The following is a 25,427-nucleotide window of genomic DNA, read 5'->3' on the forward strand; positions in this document are numbered from 1 at the left end:
GGACGTTCCTGTCGACCACGACGGGCTGCCGCGGAAGATGTGACCCAACTTACACGGGCAGCGTGCCGACGGCGATGGGCAATGACGAATCCGCCGCCAACGGCGCGCAGACCAGGCGGTCCCGCCCCTCGGCCTTGGCCGGCACAGGGCGGCATCGGCGGCGGCCCGCAGCGCCCCATGGGCCAGTGCCCCGGCCCGACGGCGATGCGGGGTCTGAAAACGGCGAGCACGGCCGCCGGCGCACGCGCAGAATCCGCCGCAGACCCAGGAGACGCCCATGCACACGTGGTACCTCAGTGGCATCGACCATCGCCCCTTCCTGCACCTGTTCGAGATGAGCGACAGTGCGCTCGCCGCGCTCGGCATCCAGCGTCGCTGGGCCGGCGCCAACGGCGGACATCCCTGCCGGATCAGCCTGAGCGATCCCGCGCCTGGCAGCGAGCTGCTCCTGCTGTCCCACGTCCACCTGCCGCTGCATTCGCCGTATCACGCCGCCGGCCCGATCTTCGTGCAGCGCGGCGTGACCCGTTGCGTCCTGCCGCCGGGCGAGGTGCCCCCGTATGTGCAGCGCCGGATGATTTCGATGCGTGCCTATGACCACACCGCGCTGATGTACGGTGCCCAGGTCTGTGCGGGCACCGAGGTGGCCGGCCATCTGGATGCACTGTTTGCCGACCCGTCGGTGGCGTTCGTCCAGCTGCACAACGCGGCGCATGGCTGTTTCTCGTGCCAGGCAGATCGGGTGGGTACCGAGACTGCGTAGCGTGATCTCCATGACGTGATCGATGCCACGCCGATCACGTGACATCCAGCGCATCCGTTCAGCCCTGCGTGAAGCCTGCGGGAAGGGCTTCACATGCGCAGTCACGGATCGGCACTTCGATGGTTCCGTCGCCTGCATCGCGACTCGATACTCGCCGTGGTGCCGCCGGAAGTCCGCCGCGCAGCGCAGCTCCTGCGGTCACCGTTCCCTTTCGACGACCACAAGGATGCGCCATGTCATTCCGATCCACACCGCTGCTGCTGGCCACCTCGTTCGTTGCTGTGGGCCTGTGCCTGGCCGGCAACGCGTTCGCCCACGGCACCATGACCACGCCGGTCAGCCGCGTCTACGCCTGTTTCCAGGGCAACCCCGAGAACCCGACCAACCCGGCCTGTGCCGCGGCCAAGGCCATCGGCGGTTCGCAGGCGTTCTACGACTGGAACGGCATCAACCAGGCCAATGCCAACGGCAACCACCAGGCCGTGGTACCCGACGGCAAGCTGTGCAGCGGCAACAACCCGACCTTCCGCGGCCTGGACGTGAACCGCAGTGACTGGCAGACCACGCCGATCCAGCCCGATGCCAATGGCAGGTTCACCTTCGTGTTCAAGGCGACCGCGCCGCACGCCACCCGTGACTGGCGCTTCTTCGTCACCCGCGAAGGCTGGCAGCCGGGCAGCCCGCTGCGCTGGGCCGACCTGCAGGAGTTCTGCACGCTGGGCAATACACCGTTGTCGGCCGATGGCACCTACAAGCTGCAATGCACGTTGCCGCAGCGCACCGGCCAGCATGTGATCTACAACACCTGGCAGCGCTCGGATTCGACCGAGGCGTTCTATACCTGCATGGACGTGCGCTTCCAGGGCGGCGGAGGGACCGCACCGGCACCGCAATGGCAGGACGCCGGCCCGGTCACCGCGCGCGGCGAGCTGCCGGTCGGCACCACGTTGGCGCTGCGCGTGTTCAATGCCAACGGCAACGATGTCGAACGCGTGGAAGCCACGCTGGCCAGCGGCCAGACCGCCGCCGCACAGTGGCCGCTGGCACTCGCCCGCAAGGTCAATGCCAGTGCCCAGCACGCGCGCGTGGGCGTGCTTGCCAATGGCGTGATCACGCCGACCGCCTCGGCCACCGACAACCGCGTGTACCTGAAGGACGGCAACCGCTTCCAGCTCGATACCCAGGTGCCCGACCCGGGTACGCCGTCGCCGGGCGGTGATTTCGACCACGTGTACCCTGCGGGCATTGGCAGCTACATCCCCGGCCAGACCGTGGTGAAGGGTGCCGACGGCAAGCTGTACGCGTGCCGCCCGTTCCCGGAAGGTGCGTGGTGCAACGTCAATGCCGAGGCATATCGCCCCGGTGTGGGCAGTGCATGGCGCGATGCTTGGGTGCCCTACTGACCCGTTGTAGAAGGCGGTGCGGATCGCGCCGCCTTCTGCCTGGGCCGCAGTGCTTTGAGCAGCGTGCTGCAGATCAGGCACGACAGCCACTGAAATCAAACTTGTCCGGCATTGCCGGCCTGTCTGCATGTGAAGACTCAAGGGGTTTCCCCACACCTCGCAAGGGAATCTCTGCATGCACCTGTCCCATCGGGCAGTCCTCGCACTGTCCGTCGTTGACGGACTGGCCGACCACGCCGATCCGCGCCGACGCGCGCGGCCGATACACCTTCGAGTTCCATGCCCCGGCCCCGCATGCCACCCGCGAGTGGAAGTTCTATGTCACCCGTGAGGGCCGGCAGCCGGGCAGCCCGCTGCACTGGGCCGACCTGCAGGAGTTCTGCACCCTGGGCAACGTGCCGGTGGATGGCAAGACCTACAAGCTGGATTGCCCTCAAGCGCCGCCGCCGCAGTGGCAGGATGCCGGTCCAGTCACCGCCCGCGGTGCGCTGGAGACAGGCACCACGCTGACCCTGCGCGTGTTCAATGCCAACGGCAACGATCTGGAGCGCCCGGAAGTGACTCTGGCCGCCGGCCAGACCGCTCCGGCGCAGTGGCCGATGGTGCTGGCCCGCAAGGTCAAGGGCTGCGGCCAGCACGCCCGCATCGGTGTGATGAAGAATGGTGTGATCACGCCGGTGGCGTCCGCCATCGAGAACCGCGTGTACCTGAAACCGGGCAACCGCTTTGAACTGGAAACCCGGATTCCGGGCCCGGTCGATCCGGTCGATCCGCCGGGTGGCGATTTCGACTTCGTGTATCCGGCCGGCCTCGGCAGCTACACGCCGGGCGAGACCGTGGTAAAGGGCACCGACGGCAAGCCGTATGCCTGCCGCCCGTTCCCGGACGGTGCGTGGTGCAACATCAATGCCGACGCCTATCGCGCGGGCACCGGCTCTGCCTGGCGTGATGCCTGGATCGCGTGCTGAGGCCGGGCACCGGGGGCGGCGTGGGGTCGCCTCCGGTTTCCAGGGTTGCCGGCCAGTGCGATTGCCGGCCAGCGGCCGGCACTACCGGGTTCGTGCGGTTGCCGGCCAGCGGCCGGCACCACCCGGGCCTATTTGCTGCTGACGTACTTCTCGCGGCGGATCTGCGGGTTGCCCAGGCCGGCGGCCTTCAGCAGCTCGGCGCAGGCATCGACCATGTCCGGGTTGCCGCACAGGTAGGCGATGTCGGTGGCCGGGTCCGGCGTGAAGCCGGCCAGCGCCTGCTGCACGTAGCCGTGCTGTACGTCCGGGTGCGGTTCGGCCGGCAGTTCGCGCGACAGGCACGGAACATAACGGAAGTTCGGATGCTTTTCGGCGAAGCTGTAGAAGTCCTCGCTGTACAGCAGCTCGCCGGGGCTGCGCGCGCCCTGCAGCAGCACGATCTGCACACCGCGTTCGGCCATGGCCTTTTCCAGCAGCGGCAGCATGGAACGGTACGGGGTAACGCCGGTACCGGTGGCGATCAGCAGGTAACGGGCGTTGTGGTCACCGGGATTCAGGCAGAACCGGCCATAGGGGCCGGACGCACTGATCTGGCTGCCCTGCTCCAGTGCCTCGAACAGGGCCGTGGCAGCGCCACCAGGCACGAAACTGACCGCGATATCCACCGCCTCGCCCGGGCCCAGCGCATGGTCGTGGATGGTCGCCAGCGAGTAGCTGCGCTTGGTTTCGGTGCCGTCGGCGTAGCTGAAATGGACCTGGATGAACTGGCCGGGCTGGAAATCCAGCGGCTGCCCATCGTCACGCACGAACTGGTAGTGGCCGACGGTCGGGGCCAGCATGCGGCAGCCGACCAGCTTGAGGGGGAATTGAACAGGCACGACTTTTCGGGACAGTGTGTAGCCGGGGCAAGCCCTCGGGGTCTTCTATAATAGCCCCTCCCCGCCCCTCTCCAGCGCCAGCCCATGGGCGCGAAGGCTTCGAGCTTGGCATCCCAGAACGATACGGCGCCCGCCCTGCGCGTGCGCGACCTGCGCAAGACCTATGACAACGGCACCCAGGCCCTGAAGGGCGTTTCCCTGGAAGTGGCCCCGGGCGACTTCTTCGCCCTGCTCGGCCCCAACGGGGCCGGCAAGTCGACCCTGATCGGCATCATCAGCTCCCTGGTCAACCTCAGCGAGGGCCAGGTGGAGGTGTTCGGCAGCGACCTGGTGCGCAACCGCAGCGCCACCATGCGCCTGATCGGGCTGGTGCCGCAGGAAATCAACTTCAACCTGTTCGAGAAGCCCTTCGACATCCTGGTGAACTACGCCGGCTTCTACGGCGTGCCACGCGAGGAAGCCGAAAAGCGCGCCGAGGAAGAGCTGAAGCGCGCACACCTGTGGGAAAAGGCGCAGGTGATGAGCCGCACGCTGTCCGGCGGCATGAAGCGCCGGCTGATGATCGCCCGCGCGATGATGACCCGCCCGCGGCTGCTGATCCTGGACGAACCCACCGCCGGCGTGGACATCGAGATCCGCCGCGACATGTGGCGCGTGCTGAAGGAGATCAACGGTGCCGGCACCACGATCATCCTCACCACCCACTACCTGGAAGAGGCCGAGTACCTGTGCCGCCACCTGGCGATCATCAACCATGGCCAGATCGTCGAGCAGGGGCCGATGCGCACCCTGCTGGCCAAGCTGGACGTGGAAGGCTTCCTGCTGGACATCGACGGTGACCTGCCGGCGCAGCTGCCGGTGATCGAGGGCGCGACGCTGACCGCGCCGGACCCGCACACGCTGGACATCGACATGCCACGCGCGATGGACCTCAACCGCGTGTTCGCCACGCTCAATGAGTCCGGTATCCGCGTGCGTTCGATGCGTACCAAGAGCAACCGCCTGGAGGAGCTGTTCGTGCGCCTCACCGGCAACATGGAGAAGCCCGCATGAGCACCACCGAGCTGACCGACGGCCAGCGCAACCGCATCGCGCTGATGACGATCGTGCGCCGCGAAGTCGCCCGCATCATGCGCATCTGGGGCCAGACCCTGGTGCCGCCGGCGATCACCATGACCCTGTACTTCCTGATCTTCGGCAACCTGATCGGGTCGCGCGTGGGTGACATGGGTGGCTACACCTACATGCAGTTCATCGTGCCGGGCCTGGTGATGATGAGCGTGATCCAGAACAGCTACGGCAACATCAGTTCCTCGTTCTTCGGTGCCAAGTTCGGCCGCCACGTCGAAGAACTGCTGGTCAGCCCGATGCCGAACTGGGTGATCCTGTGGGGCTATGTGGCCGGCGCGGTGCTGCGCGGCCTGATGGTGGGCGTGATCGTGCTGATCATCGCGATGTTCTTCACCCCGGTGCGCATCCCGCACCCGCTGGTGATGCTGACCACGGTGATCCTGGGCGCGACGATCTTCTCGCTGGCCGGCTTCATCAACGCGGTGTACGCCAAGAAGTTCGATGACGTGGCGATCGTGCCGACCTTCATCCTGACCCCGCTGACCTACCTGGGTGGCGTGTTCTATTCGGTGAAGCTGCTGCCGGGCTGGGCCGAAGCGGCCACGCACGCGAACCCGATCTTCTACATGGTCAACGCGTTCCGCTATGGCCTGCTGGGCAGCAGCGATGTGCCGCTGCCGGTGGCCTACGGCCTGATGATCGGTTTCGTGCTGGTGCTGACGGCGCTGGCGCTGTGGCTGCTGCGCCGTGGCGTGGGCATGCGCAGCTGAGACCTGCGTGGTAGTGCCGGCCGCTGGCCGGCGACACTGGATCCACGCCATGCGTGAATGCAGCTGCCTGTAGAGCCGAGCCTATGCTCGGCTCTACAGGCAATCTCCGGCACAATCGCAGTTCTGATTCCCCCAGAAAACGGTGAACGTGCAATGCGCATCCTGATCCTCGGCGCCGGCGGTACCGGCGGTTACTTCGGTGGCCGCCTGGCCCAGGCCGGCGCGGACGTGACCTTCCTCGTGCGCCCCGCGCGCGCCGCGCAGCTGGACCATGATGGCCTGGTCATCCGCAGCCCACTGGGTGATGCGCGCTTCCCGGTTCAGCACGTCACTGCTGATGCACTGCCCGCACTGGCCGCGCAGCAGCCCTTCGACCTGGTCATCCTCAGCTGCAAGGCCTACGACCTGGACAGTTCGATCGATGCCATCGCCCCGGCAGTCGGCGCGAACACCACCGTGCTGCCGATCCTCAATGGCCTGCACCACTACAACGCACTGGATCTGCGCTTTGGCCGCGACGCGGTACTCGGCGGCCTGTGCTTCATCAGCGCCACCAAGGCGCCCGATGGCGCGGTGCTGCATCTGGGCAAGCCGGCCAAGCTCACCTTCGGCGAGCGCGACGGCGGCGCGATCTCCGCGCGCGTGCGCGCCTTCGCTGCGGTCTGCGCGAAGGCCAACCTTGACCACCTGGCCAGCGAACGCATCGGCCAGGAACAGTGGATCAAGTACACCTTCCTGACCGCGCTGGCCGCGGCCACCTGCCTGCTGCGCGCGGATATCGGCACCATCGTCGCCACCGACGATGGCGAGGCGATCGTACGTGGCCTTTACGACGAGTGCCTGGCCGTCGCCGAAGCCGCCGGTGAACCGGTTCCGGAGGCAGCGCAGGACACCGCGCGCGGCACGCTGACCCAGGCCGGCTCGGCGTTGAAGGCCTCGATGCTGCGCGATCTGGAGGCCGGCCAGCAGGTGGAGGCCGAACAGATTGTCGGCGACATGCTGGCGCGTGCGCGAACGGCCGATCAGGAGGCCCTGCTGCTGCAGGTTGCCTACAGCAGCCTGCAGGCCTACCAGGCACTGCGGGTCGCGTGACTCCCGCATTGCAGGCCAGCCCGTTGCCCGCGCGGGTACTGATTCTCGGGCTGGGCTGGAGCGGACGCGTGCTGGCCGCGCAGCTGCAGGCGCGGGGCGTAGCCGTGTCCGGCACGGTGCGCGACCCGTCTGCGGCACCGCACGATGGCCTGCTGCGACACCCGCTTCGAGCTGACACCGCACCGTCACCTGCCCTGCTCGAAGAGATCGCGCAGGCCGATGCCGTGCTGTGCAGCGTGCCGCCGGATGCTGAAGGGGACCCGGCACTGCGCCTGCTGCTGCCCGCGCTGCAGGCCAGCCCGGCATTGCGCTGGGTCGGCTATCTGTCGTCGACCTCGGTGTATGCCGACCGCGCCGGCGGTTGGATCGACGAGCGCAGCGCGGCCGACGCCACTGAAACGGCTGGCGTGCAGCGCCTGCTCGCGGAAGCACAGTGGCGTGCACTGGCCGGACAACGCGGCATCGCCTCAGCGGTGTTCCGCCTGCCCGGCCTGTACGGGCCGGGTCGCAATGCGCTGGTGCAGTTGGCGCAGGGGCGTGCACGCCACGTGGTTCGCCCGGGCCAGGTGTTCAACCGGCTGCACGTGCAGGATCTGGCCGCGGTGATCATCGCGGCGATGCAGCGACCGGTAGCGCAGGGGATGTACCTGCCCAGCGATGACGAGCCGGCACCACCGCAGGATGTGCTGGCCTTCGCCGCGAAGCTGGGCGGGTTTGCGATGCCACCTGCCGTGGCATGGGACGACCCTGCACTCAGCCCGACGCTACGCCGCTTCTACGAGAGCAACAAGCGCATCGACAGCCGTGGCACGCGTGAAGCGCTGGCGTGGCAGCCGCGCTTCCCCAGCTACCGTGAGGGCCTGCGCGACCTGCTCCGGTAGTGCCGGCCGCTGGCCGGCACCACGGTTGATTGCCGGCCAGCGGCCGGCACTACCATCAACCCGCGTCGGGCAGGCGGAAGAACGCGCGGGCGGCCGCCGCGGCATTGGCCGCGGTCACCGCAACGTCCTCGCCACGGTCACGTGCCAGCTCTTCCACGATGTGCGACAGGAACATCGGCTCGTTGCGCCGGTCCTTCGGCATCGGCTTCAGCGTGCGCGGCAGCAGGTACGGCGCGTCGGTCTCGATCATCAGGCGGTTGGCCGGGATGTTCTTCACCAGTTCGCGCAGGTGCGCGCCACGGCGTTCGTCGCAAAGCCAACCGGTGATACCGATGTACCAGTCCTGATCCAGGTAATCGAACAGCTCTTCGCGTTCGCCGGTGAAGCAATGCACCACCGCCGGGCCGATGCGACCTTCGAAATTCTTCATCTGTGCCATGAAGTCGGCATGCGCATCACGCTGGTGCAGGAACAGCGGCTTGCCATTGTCCGCGGCCAGCTGCAGCTGGCGCTCGAACGCACGGTGCTGGGCCGGGCGCGGCGAGAAGTCACGGAAGTAGTCCAGCCCGCACTCCCCCACCGCCACCACTTCCGGATGGGCGTGCAGCGCGCGCATCTCGGCATCGCATTCCTCGGTGTATTCCACCGCGTGGTGCGGATGCACGCCGGCGGTGGCGTACAGGAAACCGGGGTGCTGCTGGGCCAGCTGCACCGCCAACGGCGAATGCTCGCGGCTGGCGCCGGTGATGACCATCTGCACCACGCCGGCCTGGCGCGCGCGGTCCAGCACGGCATCGCGGTCGCGGTCGAAGGAGTCGTGGGTCAGGTTGGCGCCGATATCGATCAGGTGCATGGTCATCGCGGGGGAAAAGTGCCCGCGCATTGTACCTGCGCCTGCCGTGCCCCCTTATCCTTTGCACATGACCGCCCCGCTCTTCCCGATTTCCCCGCTGCTGCCGCAGATCCAGCAACACCTGGCCGCACAGTCGCGACTGGTGCTGGAGGCCCCGCCCGGTGCCGGCAAGACCACCCAGGTGCCACTGGCACTGCTCGACGCACCGTGGCTGCAGCGCCGCAAGATCATCCTGCTGGAACCACGCCGGGTCGCCGCCCGCAGCGCCGCGCTGTTCATGGCGCGGCAGCTGGGCGAGGAGGTCGGTGGCACGGTCGGCTACCGCATCCGCTTCGAAAACAAGGTTTCGGCGCGCACGCGCATCGAGGTCGTCACCGAAGGCATCCTGACCCGCATGCTGCAGGACGACCCGATGCTGGAAGAGGTCGGGGCAATCCTGTTCGACGAGTTCCACGAACGCCATCTCAGTGGCGACCTCGGGTTGGCGCTGGCACTGGACGTGCAGGCACAGCTGCGCGATGACCTGCGCCTGGTGGTGATGTCGGCCACGCTGGACGGGGAGCGGCTGGCGCGCTTCCTCGATGCACCGCGGCTGAGCAGCGAGGGCCGCAGTTACCCGGTGGCGATCAGCCACTTCCCCGCGCGCCGCGATGAAGCACTCGAGCTGCAGGTGCGCCGCGCGGTGCAGCAGGCCCTGGTCGAGCACCCCGGTGACCTGCTGGTGTTCCTGCCCGGCCAGCGCGAGATCGCGCGGGTGCAGGCTGGCCTGCAGGAATCGCTCAATGGCGATGTCGAGGTCCTGGCCCTGCACGGTGAGCTGCCGGTGGAACAACAGGCGCGCGTACTTCAGGTGGCCAGCGATGGCCGCCGTCGCGTGGTGCTGGCCACCAACGTCGCCGAGTCGTCGGTGACGTTGCCCGGCGTGCGCGTGGTGATCGACAGCGGCCAGGCACGCGAACCGCGCTACGACCCCAACAGTGGTTTCACCCGGCTGGATGTGGTGGCCATCGCGCAGGCATCGGCCGACCAGCGCGCCGGCCGCGCCGGCCGCGTCGCCGAGGGCGTGGCCTGGCGGCTGTGGCCACAGTCGCAGAGGCTGGAACCGCAGCGCCGCGCCGAGATCGACCAGGTGGAACTGGCCGGACTGGCACTGGAACTGGCAGCCTGGGGCAGCAGCGACCTGCGCTTCCTCGATCCGCCACCTGCCGGCCCGATGGGCGCCGCGCGCGAACTGCTGCAGCGGCTGGGCGCGCTGTCCAGCAGTGGCGCGATCACCGCACTCGGCCGCCGCGTACTGGCGCTGGGCACGCATCCACGGATGGCGGCGATGCTGCTGGCAGCGCCCGATGCCCGCGCGCAGGCGCTTGCCGCCGATCTGGCCGCGCTGTTGGAAGCGCGCGATCCGCTGCGCCAGGGCGGCGACGCGCTGGCGGCCCGCTGGCGCGCACTGGCCGCGTTCCGTAACGGCCGCGCGCCGGTGGACGCCAATCGCAGCGGGCTGGCCGCCATCGATGCTGCCGCCAAGCAGTGGCGACGACGCCTGCGCTGCGAGACCGCGCCGCCGTCCAGCATCGAGGCGCACGAACTCGGTGACCTGCTCGCACACGCTTTCCCCGACCGGATCGGTTTCCAGCATCCCAGCGATCCCCTGCGCTACCTGCTGGCCAATGGCCGCAGCGCGCGCCTGCACGAACTGAGCGACCTGCGCGGCGAGCCCTGGCTGGTGGCCAGCGAACTGCGCTTCGAAGCGCGCGATGCGTTGTTGCTACGTGCCGCACCGGTGGATGAAAGTGCTCTGCGCAAGGCGTGGCCGGAGCGCTTCGTCACCGAAGACGTAGTGCGTTGGGACAGCGAACGCCGCGCCCTGGTGGCGCTGCGCGAGACCCGTTTCGACCGCATCGTGCTCGACAGCCGCTCGGCCGGGCGGGTCGATCCGCAGCATGCCGCGCAGGCGCTGACCGATGCGGTAGCCGAACTCGGCCTGCAGGCCTTGCCGTGGACCGAAGGCCTGCGCCAGTGGCAGGCCCGTGTCGAATCGCTTCGACGCTGGATGCCGGAACTGGATCTACCCGACTGCAGCGATGCGGCCCTGCTGGCCAACCGTGCACAGTGGCTGCAGCCCGCGTTCGCCGGCAGGACGCGACTGGATGCGCTGGATGAATCCAGCTTCGGCGAAGCGTTGAAGTCGCCCCTGGAGTGGTCACAACGGCAGCTGGTCGAGCGTCATGCACCGACCCGCATCACTGTGCCGTCCGGGCTGGAGCGGCCGATCACCTATGCGCTGGACAGCGAGACTGGCGACCCGCTGCCGCCAGTGCTGGCGGTGAAGCTGCAGGAACTGTTCGGCCTGGCCGACACGCCGCGCATCGCCGATGGCCGCGTGCCGCTGACCCTGCACCTGCTCTCCCCCGGCGGCCGTCCGCTGCAGGTCACCCAGGACCTGCGCAACTTCTGGGAAAACACCTACGCCGAAGTGAAGAAGGAAATGAAGGGCCGTTACCCGCGCCATCCGTGGCCGGACGATCCGTGGACCGCCACAGCCACGCACCGTGCCAAGCCGCGTGGAACCTGACGGGTAGTGCCCGCCGTTGGCCGGCAGCCCCCTGGCACCAGGCAGAGAGCATTGCCGGCCAGCGGCCGGCACTACCGGTTTGCGACCCTGCCTGATCCTGAATGGCTGCGATAGAGTCACACCACGTGCGTCCCTGACTGACATACCGTTTACGGGCAACGCGCGACACTGGACTTCGACCCGAGGCAAAGGACCCCCGCATGAGCAAGCTGACCGTAATCACCGACCGCGCTCTGGAGCGCGCCCTGGACCTGGCCCACAGCGCCGGCGACGGCCTGAAGAGTGCCGGTGGCAGCCTGCGCCACCTCGGGCCGCAGGCCAGTGACTGGATCAAGACCGGCGCGGCGCTGGGCGCCGTCAAGACCGGTGGCAAGGTGGCCACCAAGTTCGCCCGGCGCAACCCGGCGGTGACCATTGCCGCCGCTGCCGTCGGTGTCGGCCTGCTCGGCTACGCGCTGTACCGCAAGCAGCAGAAGAAGAAGGCCGCCAACGGCCACGTGGTGAATGGCCAGGCACAGCGCATCAATGCGCGTGACCGCCGCAACGACACCGTGGTGGACGAGCACAGCGTATCGGCAGCGACGCCTGAGTCTGCCGGGGTCGGCTCCCTTCCGCAGGATCTGAGCCCATCAGCCCGCTATGAGGGCCGGATACCGTAGGGTATCCGGCCTTTTCTGTTTCAGCCGATCTGCCGCCACTGCCCCGGCTGCAGGTCGTCCAGCCGGTAGGGGCCCATCGACACGCGGACCAGCCGCAGCGTCGGCAGGTTCACCGCCGCGGTCATCCGCCGCACCTGGCGGTTGCGGCCCTCGCGGATCGTGATCGCCAGCCAACTGTCGGGCACGGTCTTGCGGAATCGTACCGGAGGATCGCGCAACCACAACGCCGGCGCCGGATCGAGGCGTTCGATCTTCGCCGGCAGGGTCGGACCGTCGTTCAGCTCGACGCCGTCGCGCAGCCGCTGCAACTGCTCGTCACCGGGCGTGCCTTCCACCTGCACCCAGTAGGTCTTGTCGGCCTTGTGCCTGGGGTCGGTCAGCTTGTGCGCCAGCGTGCCATTGTCGGTCAGCAGCAGCAGGCCCTCACTGTCATGGTCGAGCCGACCGGCGGCATACACCCGCGGCGGCAGACCGAATCCCGCCAGGGTCGGCCGCGGCGGCACGCTGCGGTCGGTGAACTGGCAGAGCACGTTGAAGGGCTTGTTGAAGGCGATCAGCATTGCGGGCACGGCAGGCGGCGGGTGTGAGCATTGTCCCATGCCGCGCTGCCCGCTCGCCGAGCGCGGCCCGGCGCTACCGGGCATCACGCCCGCCGAGGCTGCGGCGCGATCAACCGAAGACCTTCCACTCCAGCAGGAAAGAGCCCAGCACCAGTGCGATGCCGCACGCCGCGATGACATTGGCCCGGCGCCGCAGGCGAACCGGCGGCGGATTCATGGCCCGCGCGCGCTCCTCCAGCAGCGCACCGGCAAACAGCACGACAAACCCCACCGTCGCCACCAGGTCGTAGGCATGGCCACCGTAGAACACGAAATCAATCAGCCGCGCCAACACCAGCACTGCAACAGCGATATAGAACACCTTCTTCAACTGTCCACTCCATTGGCAGCAGGGCCGGGCCACGCCCGGCGTATACACCTTACGTCCATTGTGACGCCGCAGCGCTCACCGGGCGCAGCCCGGCGCCGCCCTTACGGCTTGATGAAGCGCAGGGTCATGCGGTCGCTTTCGCCGATCGCCTGGTACTTCGCATCATCGGCCTTGTCGTGCTGGTTGGTCGGCGGCAGCGTCCACACGCCGTTGGGGTGGTCCTTGGTGTCGCGCGGGTTGGCGTTGACCTCGCTGCGCGCATCCAGCCTGAAGCCGGCGGCTTCGGCCATCGCGATCACCTGCTGCTGGCCGACATAGCCGGTGTCATCGTCATCGGCCACATCGGCCTTGGCGCGATGTTCGACCACGCCCAGCACGCCGCCCGGCTTGAGCACGTTGAAGAAGCCCTGGAACATGCCCTGCGCCTGGCCGGCCTTGCGCCAGTTGTGCACGTTGCGGAAGGTCAGCACCACATCGGCTGAATTGGCCGGGCCGAACACCGGCTTGGCCGGATCGTAGGCGACCACGGCAGTCTTGCCGAACTGCGCGGGTGCACCGGCGTACTTCTTTTCCAGGCTGTCGCGGCTGCGCTGCTGGTAGTCACGGCCGCGACCCTCAGGCACCGCCATCGGATCGACCACGGCAGCCACATAGTGGCCCTTGTCATGCAGCAGCGGCGCCAGGATCTCCGAATACCAGCCGTTGCCGGGCGTGATCTCGATGACGGTCTTTTCCGGCGTCACCTTGAAGAACGACAGCGTCTGCGCCGGGTGGCGGAAGCCGTCGCGCTTGACGTTGTTGGCATCACGGGTGGGTGCCTTCACCGCCGCGTCGATGGCCGGTGACACCTGGATCTTCGCCGGCGCCACCGTGGCCGGTGCGGCGAACGCAGGAACAGCAGCAAGCAGGGCCGAAGCAAGCAGCAGGCGGCAACCACGCAGGGACGAAGCAGGCATCATCGGGACGACTCCAGCGGAAGATGCGGCGAGACTAGCAGTCGCAGCGTCCCAGGTGTTCACAAAACGTTAGCGGCGTGCGCGTCGCGGAACACTGTTTTGTGGTCGTCGCCGCAGCACGGTCACACATCGCGTTCTATTCTGGAACACTTCCCCCAAGGAGTCCGTGCCCATGACGGCAACCCGCGAACTGGGCCGTTCCGGCCTGCATGTACGTCCGCTCGCCTTCGGTGGCAACGTGTTCGGCTGGAGCGCCGATGAGAAGGCCAGCTTCGCCCTGCTCGATGCCTTCGTTGACGCCGGTTTCAATCTGGTCGACACCGCCGATGTGTACTCGGCCTGGGTGCCGGGCAATGCCGGCGGCGAATCGGAAACACTGATCGGCAGGTGGTTTGCCCGCAGCGGCAAGCGCGACAAGGTGGTGCTGGCGACCAAGGTGGCCAAGTGGGCCGAGCGCCCTGGCCTGACCCCGGACAACATCAATGCAGCGGTCGAGGATTCGCTGCGCCGGCTGCAGACCGATGTGATCGATCTGTACCAGGCCCATGAGGATGACGAGGCGACGCCGCTGGAAGCCACCCTGGCCGCATTCGGCCGCCTGATCGAGGCCGGCAAGGTACGAGCGATCGGTGCCTCCAACTACAGCGCCACGCGCCTGGCCGATGCGCTGAAGGTGTCCACCGACTACAAGTTGCCGCGTTACGAAACCCTGCAGCCGGAGTACAACCTGTGTGACCGCGCCGGCTACGAAAAGGAACTGGAACCGCTGGTGCAGCGCGAGCAGATCGGCGTGATCGGCTACTACGCGCTGGCCAGCGGCTTCCTCAGCGGCAAGTACCGCACGCCGGCCGATGCAGCCAAGAGCCCGGCGCGTGGCGAGACCGTGGTGAAGCGCTACCTGAACCCGCGCGGCCTGCGCATCCTGCAGGCGCTGGACGACGTGGCCAGCAAGCACAGCGCAAGCGCTGCACAGATCGCACTGGCATGGCAGATCGCGCGGCCGTCGGTCACCGCGCCGATCGTCAGCGCCACCAGCGTCGAACAGCTGCACGACCTGCTGGCCGCAGCGAGCGTATCGCTGAGCGTGCAGGATGTCGCGCAGCTGGATGCCGCCAGCGCCGAAGCCTGAGACCCGGTAGTGCCGGCCGCTGGCCGGCATGACACAGTCAGGTAGTGCCGGTCGCTGGCCGGCATCGCGCGGTAAAGAAGAAAATAATTGAACAAAATGGTTGCGCGCGACTAAATCGTGGTTTATCGTGCGCACCTCGTTTCAACACCCACTGGAAACTTCCCTTGAACGCGCATTCCGTCGCCATCGCCAAACTGCTGCCATGCCTGCGCATGGACGGGCTGGCGCGCGCGTTCGGCAAGGAAGCCCAGCTGACAACGGCCTGATACCCGCCCTGCGGAGATCGGCCACCCCGATCTCCGAGGCCTGACGACGCCCTCGGAACGCAAGTCCCGGGGGCGTTTTCGTTTGCGTCGGCACAAGGACCCGCGATGCCAGAACTGCACCCCGCGCGGCGACCCGCCGCTCACTGACACAGGTTTTTCTGCTGCGCCGGAGGATTTTCTCCGCGTGCATGGCAACGCCTGGACATTATCTGCATCGCACTCAAACATTATCGCTCGCCGATAATGTCGGTGGCCTGCACCCTCGATTCTCCAACGGTCCCGTTTCCACCACGGGCTGGTGCGCGCGGCGTTGCCGTGGCGTATGCCGGAGGTCGCGGACATGCCATCGCCTGGATCGCCTGCTGGAGGCAGGCGCCGGTTCGCCGGCACGCGGTTCGATTCCGCGCGGTTCACCACTGGATAGCTCAGTAGGGTAGAGCAACGGATCCGTAATCCGTCTGTCGTGGGTTCGACTCCCACTCCAACCACATGACCTGTCACGTCATGACTTGAAGCAACACCCGGGGCGCAAGCCCCAGCAGCCATCGTCGCCGTCCACGGTCACTGCCTTCGGGCGGGGGCGTGGAAGGCAACGGACCGCACGCCGGGCCTCGGCCTGTCACCACTACCTGCCCCACGCTGCTCCGGTGCTGTCTGCCGGCAGCGATGGCCGCAAGGGTGATGACGCACCGCAGGCTCCGCGCGCGGACCGTCCGCCGATGGCCGCCCTCTTCCGCCGGCTGCGCGTGATGTGCAGCCGGCCCTGCCACGACCTGATCGACCCGGGTCATGGCATTCATTCCATCGGGTCGAACCACCAGAGCCATACAAGGAGAGACTCCCATGTTCTGGACCATCAAGGTCGTGATCGGCGACGGCGAGCGCGGCCTGGTGTATCGCAACCGTCGTTTCCAGCAGATCCTGCTGCCGGGCGTGCACCGCCTGTCGCCGTTCGGCGGCCGCCCGCAGGTGGACATCCACACTGCATCGAAGGGCGCGGCCTATACCGGCAGCGACCAGGACAGCCTGATCGAAGCGCTGGGCGCACAGCTGGACACGCACTTCGTGCTGGCCAACGTCGGTGCCGGCGAGGTCGGTCTGGTGCTGCGCAATGGCCGCATCGATGAAGTGCTGCCGCCGGGCAGCCGTCGCCTGTACTGGCGCGGTTCGGTCGACACCCAGGTGCGCGTGATGGCGCTGGGTGACGAGCCGCGCATTCCGGCGGACGTGCAGCAGCGCCTGGGCCAGTTGGGCGTGCTGCCGCGTGTGGCGGTGATCAGCAGCGTGCCGAGCGAGTCGGTGGGCCTGCTGTTCATCGATGGCACGCTACGGCAGACGCTGGACGCCGGCCTGCACGCGTTCTGGAACTTCAACGGCAACGTGTCGGTGGAGCGTGTGGAGCTGCGTGCGCGGTCGCTGGACGTATCCGGCCAGGAGCTGCTCAGCCGCGACAAGGTGACCCTGCGGGTGAACCTGGCCGCGACCGTGCAGGTGGTCGACCCGGTGCGTGCACACCGCACGCTCAGCAATGCCGATGAGTTCGTCTACCGGCAGCTGCAGTTCGGCCTGCGCCAGGCGATTGCCGCGCGCAGCCTGGACGAGCTGCTGGGTGACAAGGCAGCACTGGACGGTGAGATCGCCGCCCATGTGCAGGCCGCGATCGAGGGCCACGGTGTACGTCTGCTTGGCGTGGGCATCAAGGACGTGATCCTGCCGGGCGAGATGAAGGAGATCCTCAACGGCGTGGTGCTGGCCGAGAAGCAGGCCCAGGCCAGCGTGATCCGTCGCCGCGAGGAGGCCAACGCCACGCGATCGCAGCTCAACACCGCAAAGCTGATCGAGGACAACCCGGTGCTGATGCGCTTGAAGGAGCTGGAGGCACTGGAGAAGGTCACCGAGAAGATCGACAAGCTCACCGTGTTCGGCGGCCTGGATGGCGTGCTGAAGCAGCTGGTGACGATCAGGTAGGGGGTAGCGGCGGTGCAGGGACGCGCCGCCGGCCCATCAAGGACAAACACGAAGACATGGACACTCAACACAACTATCAATGGCTGCATGCCGAGGGCACCACGCCGATCAAGGGCTGGGTCAACGGTGTGCCGCTGGAAGCGCAGGCGCATGAGCAGCTGCGCAACATCGCGGCGATCCCGTTCGTCGGGCCGTGGGTGGCCGTGATGCCGGACGTGCACCTGGGCAAGGGCGCGACCGTGGGCTCGGTGATCCCGACCCGCGGTGCGATCATCCCGGCCGCGGTCGGCGTCGACATCGGCTGCGGCATGGCGGCGGTGCGCACCACGCTGCGCGCCAATGACCTGCCCGACGACCTCCGGCAGCTGCGCAACAGCATCGAGCGCAGCATCCCGGTCGGCAATGGGCGCGGCGGCGAACATCAGCGCATGCCCGACAGCATCCATACCCGGCTGGTGCAGTCCGGGCTGGCCGCCGGCCTGGAGAAGATCAAGGACAGGCACCGCCGGATCCGCACCGACAAGCTCGACCGCCAGCTGGGGACGCTGGGTGGCGGCAACCACTTCATCGAACTGTGCCTGGACGAGACCGACACGGTGTGGGTGATGCTGCACAGCGGGTCGCGCGGCACCGGCAACCTGATCGGTACCTACTTCATCGAGAAGGCGCGCGAGGAACTGGCCCGGCGTGTGCTGGGCTTCCACTTGCCGGACAAGGACCTGGCGTTCTTCATGGAAGGCGAGCCGCTGTTCGATGACTACGTCGAAGCCGTGTCGTGGGCGCAGGACTACGCCCGGCAGAACCGCGAGGCGATGATGTCGCGCGTGCTGGCCGAGATGCGCCACCGGCTGCCGAAGTTCCAGCTGGCGGCAATGGCGGTGAACTGCCACCACAACTACGTACAGAAGGAAACGCACCACGGGCAGGAGCTGCTGGTGACCCGGAAGGGGGCCGTCAGCGCCCGCGAGGGTGAGCTGGGCATCATTCCCGGCAGCATGGGCACGCGCAGCTACATCGTGCGTGGCAAGGGCAACGCGGACAGCTTCCACAGCTGCAGCCACGGTGCCGGCCGGGTGATGAGCCGTGGCGCCGCGCGCCAGCAGATCACGCTGGCCCAGCATCGCGAGGCCACCGCGCACGTGGAATGCCGCAAGGACAGCGGCGTGCTGGACGAGTCACCGGCCGCGTACAAGTCGATCGACGATGTGATGGCCGCGCAGCTGGACCTGGTCGACGTGGTGCACACCCTGCGCCAGGTGTTGTGCGTGAAGGGGTAACGGAGCGGTGCCGGCCAAGGCCGGCCTCTACCAGAGCAGCACGTCGCGTCGGGGGTCAGATCCCTTTCTGCGAAAGGGATCTGAACCCGGCACATTCAGCGCGGCACGCTGTCTTCGGCCACCAGCGCGTGGTGCACGCCGATGCCCGCGCGCACGCCTTCGGCCATGGCCAGGGTGATGTTGCCGACCGTCGTCGCATCGCCTGCGGCATACACGTTCGGTACCGAGGTCTGCTTCATCATGTCGACCTCGATCAACTCGCCCAGCGGGCTCTCGGCCAATGTGCAGCCCAGCTGCTGCACCAGCGGCGTGGCCATCACCTGGGTGGCCGGCACGAACAGCGCCCGCTGGGCGATGCGGCGGCCATCGGCCAGCTCCACTTCCAGCCAGGTCGGCTGGTCGCCCTGCACGCCCAGCACCGGCGACGTCTCGATCTGCACGCCGCGCTGCTGCATGGCAGCCCGTTCCTCATCGGTGATCGGCAGGCCCTGGCTGAAGAAGGTGACATTGCCCCAGTCGGCAAACAGCGGCGCCTTGCCGGCGGACATCGGATGGCCGCCAAGCAGGCCGATGGCGCCGCCCCCCACTTCGTAACCATGGCAGTAGGGGCAGTGCAGCACGGTGCTGCCCCAGCGCTCGGCCAGCCCGGGCAGTTCCGGCAGCTGGTCGGCGATACCGCTGGCCAGCAGCAGCTTGCGCGCGGCCAGCACCTGGCCATCGGCGGTACGTACTTCCACGCCCTCTGCGCTGGCGTTGGCCTGCACGGCCTCGGCATGCACCCAGCGCACGCTGGGGTAAGCCAGCAGCTGCTGGCGCGCGGTCTTCAGCAGCTCGGCGCCGCTGATGCCATCCAGCCCCAGCACCCCGTGCGAATGGCTGGCGAAGCGGTTGCGTGGTGAACCGGCGTCGATGACGGTGACCGGGCGGCGGGCACGGGCCAGGATCAGGCCGGCGGCAATGCCGGCATAGCTGCCGCCGACGATGAGCACATCAGGATTCATGGTGACCTTCCAGGGAACGGTGATGGGCGAGATGGCGGGCGAAGTCGGCGCCGAGCTTGTCCAGCGTGGCCGCCCGCAGGCGCTGTTCGAGCAGGTGCTGTGCTTCGCGTGCACCCTCCAGCAGGGCGCTGTTGACCAGCTGCTGGATCGGGCAGCCACCGCCGGAATCGCGGGTGCCTACCTGTACCAGCGACGGTGCGCCCACCGCCAGGTAGACGTCATGCAGGGTGATGGCTGCGGCAGCACGGGCCAGCTGGCTGCCCCCCCCATGGCCGCGGGTGCTGCGTACCAGGCCGGCCTTGTGCAGCTGCGCCAGCAGACGGCGGATCACCACCGGATGGGTCGGCAGGCAGGACGCCAGCTGCTCGGAGGTGCGCGGGCCATCCTGGCCGACCAGGTGCGCCATCACGTGCAGGGCGTCAGAGAGCGGGTTCGCGGATTTCATGTAACTACAGTAGTTACATTTATATCCCCTGTCCAGGGTCCGTATTCGTTCCATATGGACACATTTGTCCTATGAAACACTTCCTTCACATCACTAAACGAAACGCTAATGTGATGTTCGTCGCACTTCAGCGGGAGCTTGGCAGGTCGATACCGCATTGCCCCTTCCCGAGAGTGCTTCCCGATGAATGCGTCTGTCCGTGCTCCGCGCCTGCAGTCCAAGCTGCTCGGCGCGGTCTCTGTTGGCTTGACCGTGGTCCTGCTGTGCGCGCTGGCTGGCCTGGCCTCCGCCTGGTTCAAGTTGTCCACCGAGGTTCCACCCGAAGTCGCGCACAGCCGCGACGCCGAACGCCTGCAGCGTGAGTTCCGCGGCCAGGTGCAGGAATGGAAGAACGTGCTGCTGCGTGGCCACGACGACGCGTTGCGTCAGCGCCACCTGGACGCTTTCGACAACGAAGGCCGCCTGGTCGAACGGCTGGCCAAGGGCCTGGTGACCAGCCCGGACGCGCGCACGCGTGAACTGGCGCAGGCGTTCGTTGGCCTGCACGCGCAGCTGCAGCAGGACTATCACGCGGCGCTGCAGGCATTTGCCGCGGCCGGCTACGATCCGGCCGCCGGCGACAACCTGGTGCGCGGCAAGGATCGCGCGGTGGCGACCGCTCTGGATGCATTGAGCGCGCATGCCACGCAGGTGGCCGAAGCGGCGCTGGCGGCACGTTCGCAGCAGGCGCGGCAGACCCTGCTGCTGTGCGCGTCACTGACGGTGCTGGCCGCCGTGCTGTTGCTGATCGGCCTGGCCTGGTGGCTGCGGCGCGCCGTGGTGCAGCCGGTACTGGCGGTGGAAGCCGCTGCGCGCGCAGTGGCTGCCGGCGACCTGCAGCACGTGGTGCAGGTACGCAGCCGCGACGAGATCGGACGCCTCGCGCAGGCGATGCAAGCGTTGCAGTCCACGCTGCGCGGCGTGCTGGATGCGCAGGCCGCGATGGCCCAGGCGCACGAGGCCGGCACCATCAGCCATCGCATGGACGCCGCTGCCTTCCCCGGCGCGTTCGGCACCATGGTGGCCGACTGCAACACGCTGGTCGACGCGCACATCCGGGTGAAGATGCGCGCGATCTCGATCATGGGCCGCTACGCCGTCGGCGACCTCAGCCAGGACATGGAACGCCTGCCCGGCGAGAAGGCAGTGATCACCGAAGCGCTGGATGCGGTCAAGCACAACCTCGGTGCGATCAACGGCGAAATCCGCCGCCTGGCCGAAGCGGCGGCCGCCGGTGACTTCAGCCAGCGCGGCGACAGTGCGCGCTTCGAGCATGATTTCCATGCGATGGTCGAGGGCCTCAACCGCCTGATGCAGACTACCGAGCTGAACCTGGGCGAGGTCTCCAGCATGCTGCGTGCCATCGCCGGCGGCCGCCTCGGCGCGCGCATGCACGGTGATTTCCAGGGCGTGTTCGCGCGCATCGCCGGCGATGCCAACACCACTGCCGCGCAGCTGGCAACCATCGTCACCGACATCAAGCATGCCTCCGGCAACATCCATACCGCTGCCGCAGAGATCGCCGCCGGCAACAATGACCTGTCGCGCCGCACCGAGCAGCAGGCCGCCAACCTGGAGGAGACGGCGGCATCGATGGAGGAGCTGACCTCCACCGTGCGCCAGAACGCCGAACATGCGCGCCAGGCCAACCAGCTGGCGATCGGCGCACATACGGTCGCCTCGCACGGTGGCAGCGTGGTCGGCCAGGTGGTGGCGACCATGGGCGCGATCGAGACCTCGTCGCGGCAGATCGCCGAGATCATCAGCGTCATCGATGGCATCGCGTTCCAGACCAACATCCTGGCGCTGAATGCTGCGGTGGAAGCGGCACGCGCCGGAGAACAGGGCCGCGGCTTCGCGGTGGTCGCCAGCGAAGTGCGCACGCTGGCGCAGCGCTCGGCGGCGGCCGCGAAGGAGATCAAGTCACTGATCGAGGCGTCGGTGGAACAGGTCGGTGAGGGTGCGCAGCGCGTGCGCGAGGCCGGTGACACCATGGCCGAGATCGTCGCCTCGGTGCAGCGCGTGACCGACATCATGGCCGAGATCTCTGCGGCGTCGCAGGAGCAGAGCGCAGGCATCGAACAGGTCAGCCAGACGGTGATCCAGATGGACGGCACCACCCAGCAGAACGCCGCGCTGGTGGAAGAAGCCAGCGCCGCGGCGCGCAGCCTGGAACAGCAGGCGAACCGGTTGATCGATGCGGTGGATGTGTTCGACCTGTCGGCCACGGCGGCGGCGAAGGGCGGGCTGGCACGCGCGGCTTGATTGATCCGGTTGCCGGCCAGCGGCCGGCACTACCGTGGAGCGCAGACAGGAGGAGTGCCGGCCACTGGCCGGCAGCGTCCAACGCTGCATGGGTGGTGGCATGAACAGTGCGGACCAACGGTCCGCACCCACCACCACCTGCCGTCGTACACGTCGATGCAATGCACCGTTGCCGGCATGCACACGGCCGCTGGCCTACCCTTTCGTGGACATTCCCGCCTCCCTCCCCCTCTGCTGGAGCCCCCATGACTGTCCCCGCCTTCGGTCTCGGCACCTTCCGCCTGAAAGACCAGACCGTGATCGACTCCGTGCGCAACGCGCTGGCGGTCGGCTACCGCGCGATTGATACCGCGCAGATCTACGGCAACGAAGCCGAGGTCGGCCAGGCCATCGCCGATTCCGGCGTGCCGCGCGATCAGATCTACTTGACCACCAAGGTCTGGATCACCGCGTTCAGGCGCGAAGCGCTGCTGGCCAGCCTGCGTACCAGCCTGGAAAAGCTGCGCACCGACCATGTCGACCTGGCACTGATCCACTGGCCATCGCCGAACGACAAGGTCGACGTGCCGATGGAGGAGTACCTGACCGCACTGGCCGAGGCCAAGGCACAGGGCCTGACGACGGAAATCGGCATCTCCAACTTCACCATCGCGCAGACCCGCAAGGCGATCGAGATCCTTGGCGCTGATGCGATCGCCACCAACCAGATCGAGATCCACCCGTACCTGCAGAACCGCCTGCTGGTGAAGTTCCTGCAGGACAACGGCATCCACATCACCGCCTACATGAGCCTGGCCTATGGCGAGGTGATCAAGGACCCGGTGATCCAGGCCATTGCCGGCCGCCACCAGGCCACGCCGGCGCAGGTCGCGCTGGCCTGGGCACTGCAGCAGGGTTTCTCGGTGATTCCGTCCTCGACCAAGCGCGAGAACCTGGCGAGCAACCTGGAAGCGGCCGCGGTCCGCCTGACCGACGAAGACATGGCACAGATCGCCAAGCTCGACCGCGGCCATCGCCTGGCCAACCCGGAAGGGATTGCACCCGCCTGGGATTGATTCCACCGCGGCTACGGATCGGAATCGGCAGGTGCCGACCTTGGTCGGCACCTGCCGGACGGTCAGCGCTCGGCAACACCGCGCAACATGTCCAGGACGCTCTCGATGTCCAGTGGCTTGCACAGAAAACCAGCCGCGCCCAGCGCCTGCGCCCTGTCAATTACCTCTAACCGGGTGTCTGCGCTCATTACCAGAACGGGAGGCGCCGCAGGGTCCCTGACCAGCGCCTCCAGTACGTCCCATCCACTGCAACCTGGCATGTGCAGATCCAGCAGAACTACGTCGGGCGCCAGCGTCTTGATGACGGCCTGAGCATCGTGGCCATCTTGCCGGAAGCTGAGGCGATGGCCTGCACACTGCAGCAGGTGCTGCACCACCTCGCGGTTGGTCTCCACGTCTTCGAACAGCAGGCAGTGGAGCGGACGAACCACCGCCGCGTGCGACTGGAAAAGCTCATCCAGGGAAGGAAGCGGCTCAGCCGCATCGCTCACGGCAGCAGCGAAGCACCAAACGAATGAAGCGCCGCCGGCGTCGCTGCGGCCGACGCTGATCGTTCCGCCCATGGCATCGGAAATCAACCGAACGATGTACAGCCCGAGGCCGACGCCCTGTTCGCAACGTGCTTCGCCCTGACTGACCTGCACGAAAGGCGAGAAAATCATGCCTCTCTGCGCTTCGTCGATGCCCGTCCCGGAGTCGCAGACCGAGATCCGCACCTGCCAGTCATCCACCGATCGAACGGCGCCAACCGAGACCCTCGCCTCGCCCGCCATGGGACTGAACTTGATGGCATTGCAGAGAAGATTGGTCACCACCTGTTCGATGCGACCGCCATCTGCCAACAGCCATACGTCTGCTCTGCCAACATCCACCTGCACTACCACGCCTTTGTCTGCAGCCGCAGGCATGCAGTTCGCCCGCGCCGCCTCAATGATGGAACGCAGCGAACAAGGGTGTGGCCGCAGTTTCAGCTTGCCACCATCGATGCTGGCAACATCAAGTACATCATCGATGCGATGTCGGAGCGCCTGGGCCTGCCCTGCAACGGTGGCCAGTGCGTGTCGCTGGCCAGCACTCGCCGTACTGACCTCCAGAAGCTGGATGCCGCTGATGATCGCATTGAGCGGCGTGCGAAGCTCATGACTCATGGTGCCGACGAATCGCCCTTGCGCTTCACGCGACGCGATGGCACGCAACGCGATTTCGCGCATCGCTGCCACCAGTGACGCCACGACCAGCGGCAACAGGATGGTCAGCGCCAGCGCATAGGCCAGATAGGCGGGCCGCGAGAACCAGTAGCCTTCGGGGGCTGCCCACAGCAGCGCCACGGCCGTTACCGCGATTGCCGGCGCCATGGCCTTGCGTCCGTAAGCCACCGTCGCGGCGATGACGAGGAACGGCAGGATTGCATTGAGCGCCATCAACAGGATGAAGGCCGCGTGCACCTGGATGGTCACCATCGCCAGACTGAGCAGGAGACCCGCCACGTCGTACCACCTGTCGTGACGCGCCCTGCGAAGGTTTACAAAGAGTGCCCACGCTACAGAGACCGCCAGAAGCGCAACGGCTGCAGGCAGCACCCGCGCTGCCTCATCGGCCAGAACAGGCTGAGGGCCCTCGATCCAGAGCCAGCACCACAGCACCGCGAGCGCCTGCAACAGCACCCGGAACCCACTGGCGCGCGGCTCCTGGAAGCATGACAGCAGTAGAGCCAGACGATGCATTTCCAGCACGCGCGCAGCATGCAGCAGCGCTGCCGGGGACGACATTGGAGAGGGCGTGTACGGATCATGCATGTGAGCGTCCCCCGGTCAGTGATTGACCCGTCGTGCGTCCCAGAAGGCGCTTTGCCGAGATTGCCAGCGCACAGCCGCGCAGCCGCACGCTGCCGATTGCTTCGCCGGAGCGGAGAGCATCAGCCAGATCTTCGCAGGCATCGGCAATCCTGCAGCTGCCCAACGCCGAGGTCACACTTTTCAGGGCATGCATGCGCGAAAGCTCCTGTTCCAGGCAACCCGGGGATTCACTCTCCGCAGCGCTCATCCAGCGCGATATCGCCTCGTCCAGGGCAACGGCAAACGATGGAAACTGGTCTGGCGCGGTCGCTGCAATCAGGCTGAGCATCGATCGCTGCCCGAGCTCAGGTCCGTCTGCGGGACGTTGCCGCGGCTCTACGCCTTGCGTTG

22 protein-coding genes, 1 tRNA gene and 1 pseudogene are annotated in these 25,427 nt (G+C 67.4%); 15 read left to right on the top strand and 9 right to left on the bottom strand.

Annotated features, from left to right (window positions below; all coding sequences use genetic code 11):
* The first annotated feature begins 277 nt into the window (after positions 1-277).
* From ACMGRF_RS17560 to ACMGRF_RS17570, 3 genes and pseudogenes are all read left to right on the top strand, one after another.
* On the top strand, positions 278-763 hold the full coding sequence (locus tag ACMGRF_RS17560) for a DUF1203 domain-containing protein (protein ID WP_049413232.1): 486 nt from the start codon (positions 278-280) through the stop codon (positions 761-763).
* A 233-nt stretch (positions 764-996) separates the two neighbouring features.
* Complete coding sequence (locus ACMGRF_RS17565; RefSeq protein ID WP_049413230.1) at positions 997-2,166, top strand: lytic polysaccharide monooxygenase; 1,170 nt, start codon at positions 997-999, stop codon at positions 2,164-2,166.
* 218 nt (positions 2,167-2,384) lie between these two features.
* Positions 2,385-3,134, top strand: a pseudogene (locus ACMGRF_RS17570) (lytic polysaccharide monooxygenase); the annotation flags it as partial.
* Between the two features lie 128 nt (positions 3,135-3,262).
* Here ACMGRF_RS17570 and ACMGRF_RS17575 read toward each other — a convergent pair.
* Positions 3,263-4,012, bottom strand: coding sequence for a ferredoxin--NADP reductase (locus ACMGRF_RS17575; RefSeq protein WP_080352897.1), 750 nt, complete (start codon positions 4,010-4,012; stop codon positions 3,263-3,265).
* Between the two features lie 84 nt (positions 4,013-4,096).
* Here ACMGRF_RS17575 and ACMGRF_RS17580 point away from each other — a divergent pair, with 84 nt between their 5' ends.
* The 4 genes from ACMGRF_RS17580 (at position 4,097) to ACMGRF_RS17595 (ending at position 7,826) form a co-directional block, all read left to right on the top strand.
* Positions 4,097-5,065 (top strand): ABC transporter ATP-binding protein, encoded by a 969-nt coding sequence (locus ACMGRF_RS17580; protein WP_049413227.1) that lies wholly within the window; start codon positions 4,097-4,099, stop codon positions 5,063-5,065.
* Entirely contained in the window at positions 5,062-5,853 is a 792-nt protein-coding gene (locus ACMGRF_RS17585; protein ID WP_164283061.1) for an ABC transporter permease, read from the top strand. The genes ACMGRF_RS17580 and ACMGRF_RS17585 overlap by 4 nt, the downstream gene beginning before the upstream one ends.
* 153 nt (positions 5,854-6,006) lie before the next feature.
* Positions 6,007-6,945, top strand: coding sequence for a 2-dehydropantoate 2-reductase (panE, locus tag ACMGRF_RS17590; protein WP_099494940.1), 939 nt, complete (start codon positions 6,007-6,009; stop codon positions 6,943-6,945).
* Positions 6,942-7,826: an NAD-dependent epimerase/dehydratase family protein gene (locus ACMGRF_RS17595; protein ID WP_049413222.1), complete on the top strand. Its 885-nt coding sequence runs from the start codon at positions 6,942-6,944 to the stop codon at positions 7,824-7,826. The genes panE and ACMGRF_RS17595 overlap by 4 nt, the downstream gene beginning before the upstream one ends.
* Positions 7,827-7,881: 55 nt before the next feature.
* Here the strand turns inward: ACMGRF_RS17595 and ACMGRF_RS17600 are convergent, their stop codons facing one another.
* Positions 7,882-8,679: a TatD family hydrolase gene (locus ACMGRF_RS17600; protein WP_049439414.1), complete on the bottom strand. Its 798-nt coding sequence runs from the start codon at positions 8,677-8,679 to the stop codon at positions 7,882-7,884.
* A gap of 67 nt (positions 8,680-8,746) precedes the next feature.
* Here ACMGRF_RS17600 and hrpB point away from each other — a divergent pair, with 67 nt between their 5' ends.
* Both hrpB and ACMGRF_RS17610 read left to right on the top strand, forming a co-directional pair.
* Positions 8,747-11,251, top strand: coding sequence for an ATP-dependent helicase HrpB (gene hrpB, locus ACMGRF_RS17605; protein ID WP_414485436.1), 2,505 nt, complete (start codon positions 8,747-8,749; stop codon positions 11,249-11,251).
* 200 nt (positions 11,252-11,451) lie between these two features.
* A complete protein-coding gene (locus ACMGRF_RS17610; RefSeq protein ID WP_414485437.1) occupies positions 11,452-11,910 on the top strand; it encodes a hypothetical protein in 459 nt (152 codons plus the stop codon).
* Positions 11,911-11,930: 20 nt separating this feature from the next.
* On the opposite strand, the gene ACMGRF_RS17615 is transcribed toward ACMGRF_RS17610, so the two are convergent.
* From ACMGRF_RS17615 to ACMGRF_RS17625, 3 genes are all read right to left on the bottom strand, one after another.
* Positions 11,931-12,470, bottom strand: coding sequence for a pseudouridine synthase (locus ACMGRF_RS17615; protein WP_049413220.1), 540 nt, complete (start codon positions 12,468-12,470; stop codon positions 11,931-11,933).
* A gap of 109 nt (positions 12,471-12,579) precedes the next feature.
* Positions 12,580-12,831, bottom strand: a complete 252-nt coding sequence (locus ACMGRF_RS17620; protein ID WP_223224768.1) for a hypothetical protein — start codon at positions 12,829-12,831, stop codon at positions 12,580-12,582.
* Between the two features lie 110 nt (positions 12,832-12,941).
* Complete coding sequence (locus ACMGRF_RS17625) at positions 12,942-13,799, bottom strand: class I SAM-dependent methyltransferase (RefSeq protein ID WP_049413217.1); 858 nt, start codon at positions 13,797-13,799, stop codon at positions 12,942-12,944.
* A gap of 169 nt (positions 13,800-13,968) precedes the next feature.
* Here ACMGRF_RS17625 and ACMGRF_RS17630 point away from each other — a divergent pair, with 169 nt between their 5' ends.
* The 4 genes from ACMGRF_RS17630 to ACMGRF_RS17645 all read left to right on the top strand — a co-directional run bounded on the left by ACMGRF_RS17630 (position 13,969) and on the right by ACMGRF_RS17645 (position 18,436).
* Positions 13,969-14,925 carry an aldo/keto reductase gene (locus ACMGRF_RS17630; protein ID WP_414485438.1) on the top strand — a complete coding sequence of 319 codons (957 nt, stop codon included), beginning with the start codon at positions 13,969-13,971 and terminating at the stop codon, positions 14,923-14,925.
* Between the two features lie 683 nt (positions 14,926-15,608).
* Positions 15,609-15,679, top strand: a tRNA-Thr gene (locus ACMGRF_RS17635).
* A gap of 355 nt (positions 15,680-16,034) precedes the next feature.
* Positions 16,035-17,159 (top strand): slipin family protein, encoded by a 1,125-nt coding sequence (locus tag ACMGRF_RS17640; RefSeq protein ID WP_134709185.1) that lies wholly within the window; start codon positions 16,035-16,037, stop codon positions 17,157-17,159.
* 56 nt (positions 17,160-17,215) lie between these two features.
* Positions 17,216-18,436: an RtcB family protein gene (locus tag ACMGRF_RS17645; protein ID WP_049413214.1), complete on the top strand. Its 1,221-nt coding sequence runs from the start codon at positions 17,216-17,218 to the stop codon at positions 18,434-18,436.
* Between the two features lie 95 nt (positions 18,437-18,531).
* Here ACMGRF_RS17645 and ACMGRF_RS17650 read toward each other — a convergent pair whose 3' ends face one another.
* Positions 18,532-19,437: an NAD(P)/FAD-dependent oxidoreductase gene (locus ACMGRF_RS17650; protein ID WP_414485439.1), complete on the bottom strand. Its 906-nt coding sequence runs from the start codon at positions 19,435-19,437 to the stop codon at positions 18,532-18,534.
* Positions 19,427-19,882, bottom strand: a complete 456-nt coding sequence (locus tag ACMGRF_RS17655; RefSeq protein ID WP_414485440.1) for an Rrf2 family transcriptional regulator — start codon at positions 19,880-19,882, stop codon at positions 19,427-19,429. The genes ACMGRF_RS17650 and ACMGRF_RS17655 overlap by 11 nt, the downstream gene beginning before the upstream one ends.
* A 183-nt stretch (positions 19,883-20,065) precedes the next feature.
* Here ACMGRF_RS17655 and ACMGRF_RS17660 point away from each other — a divergent pair, with 183 nt between their 5' ends.
* Together ACMGRF_RS17660 and dkgB are read left to right on the top strand one after the other, a co-directional pair.
* Positions 20,066-22,186 carry a methyl-accepting chemotaxis protein gene (locus ACMGRF_RS17660; RefSeq protein ID WP_262256495.1) on the top strand — a complete coding sequence of 707 codons (2,121 nt, stop codon included), beginning with the start codon at positions 20,066-20,068 and terminating at the stop codon, positions 22,184-22,186.
* A 245-nt stretch (positions 22,187-22,431) separates the two neighbouring features.
* Positions 22,432-23,241 (top strand): 2,5-didehydrogluconate reductase DkgB, encoded by an 810-nt coding sequence (dkgB, locus tag ACMGRF_RS17665; protein ID WP_049435810.1) that lies wholly within the window; start codon positions 22,432-22,434, stop codon positions 23,239-23,241.
* Positions 23,242-23,303: 62 nt separating this feature from the next.
* On the opposite strand, the gene ACMGRF_RS17670 is transcribed toward dkgB, so the two are convergent.
* Both ACMGRF_RS17670 and ACMGRF_RS17675 read right to left on the bottom strand, forming a co-directional pair.
* Positions 23,304-25,037: an ATP-binding protein gene (locus tag ACMGRF_RS17670; protein WP_099485717.1), complete on the bottom strand. Its 1,734-nt coding sequence runs from the start codon at positions 25,035-25,037 to the stop codon at positions 23,304-23,306.
* Positions 25,030-25,365: a hypothetical protein gene (locus ACMGRF_RS17675; protein ID WP_239666635.1), complete on the bottom strand. Its 336-nt coding sequence runs from the start codon at positions 25,363-25,365 to the stop codon at positions 25,030-25,032. Before ACMGRF_RS17675 ends, ACMGRF_RS17670 begins: the two co-directional genes overlap by 8 nt.
* Between the last annotated feature and the right edge of the window lie 62 nt (positions 25,366-25,427).

Origin of the sequence: Stenotrophomonas sp. EMP41 (assembly GCF_047495535.1) — a bacterium.
Lineage (GTDB): Bacteria > Pseudomonadota > Gammaproteobacteria > Xanthomonadales > Xanthomonadaceae > Stenotrophomonas > Stenotrophomonas sepilia.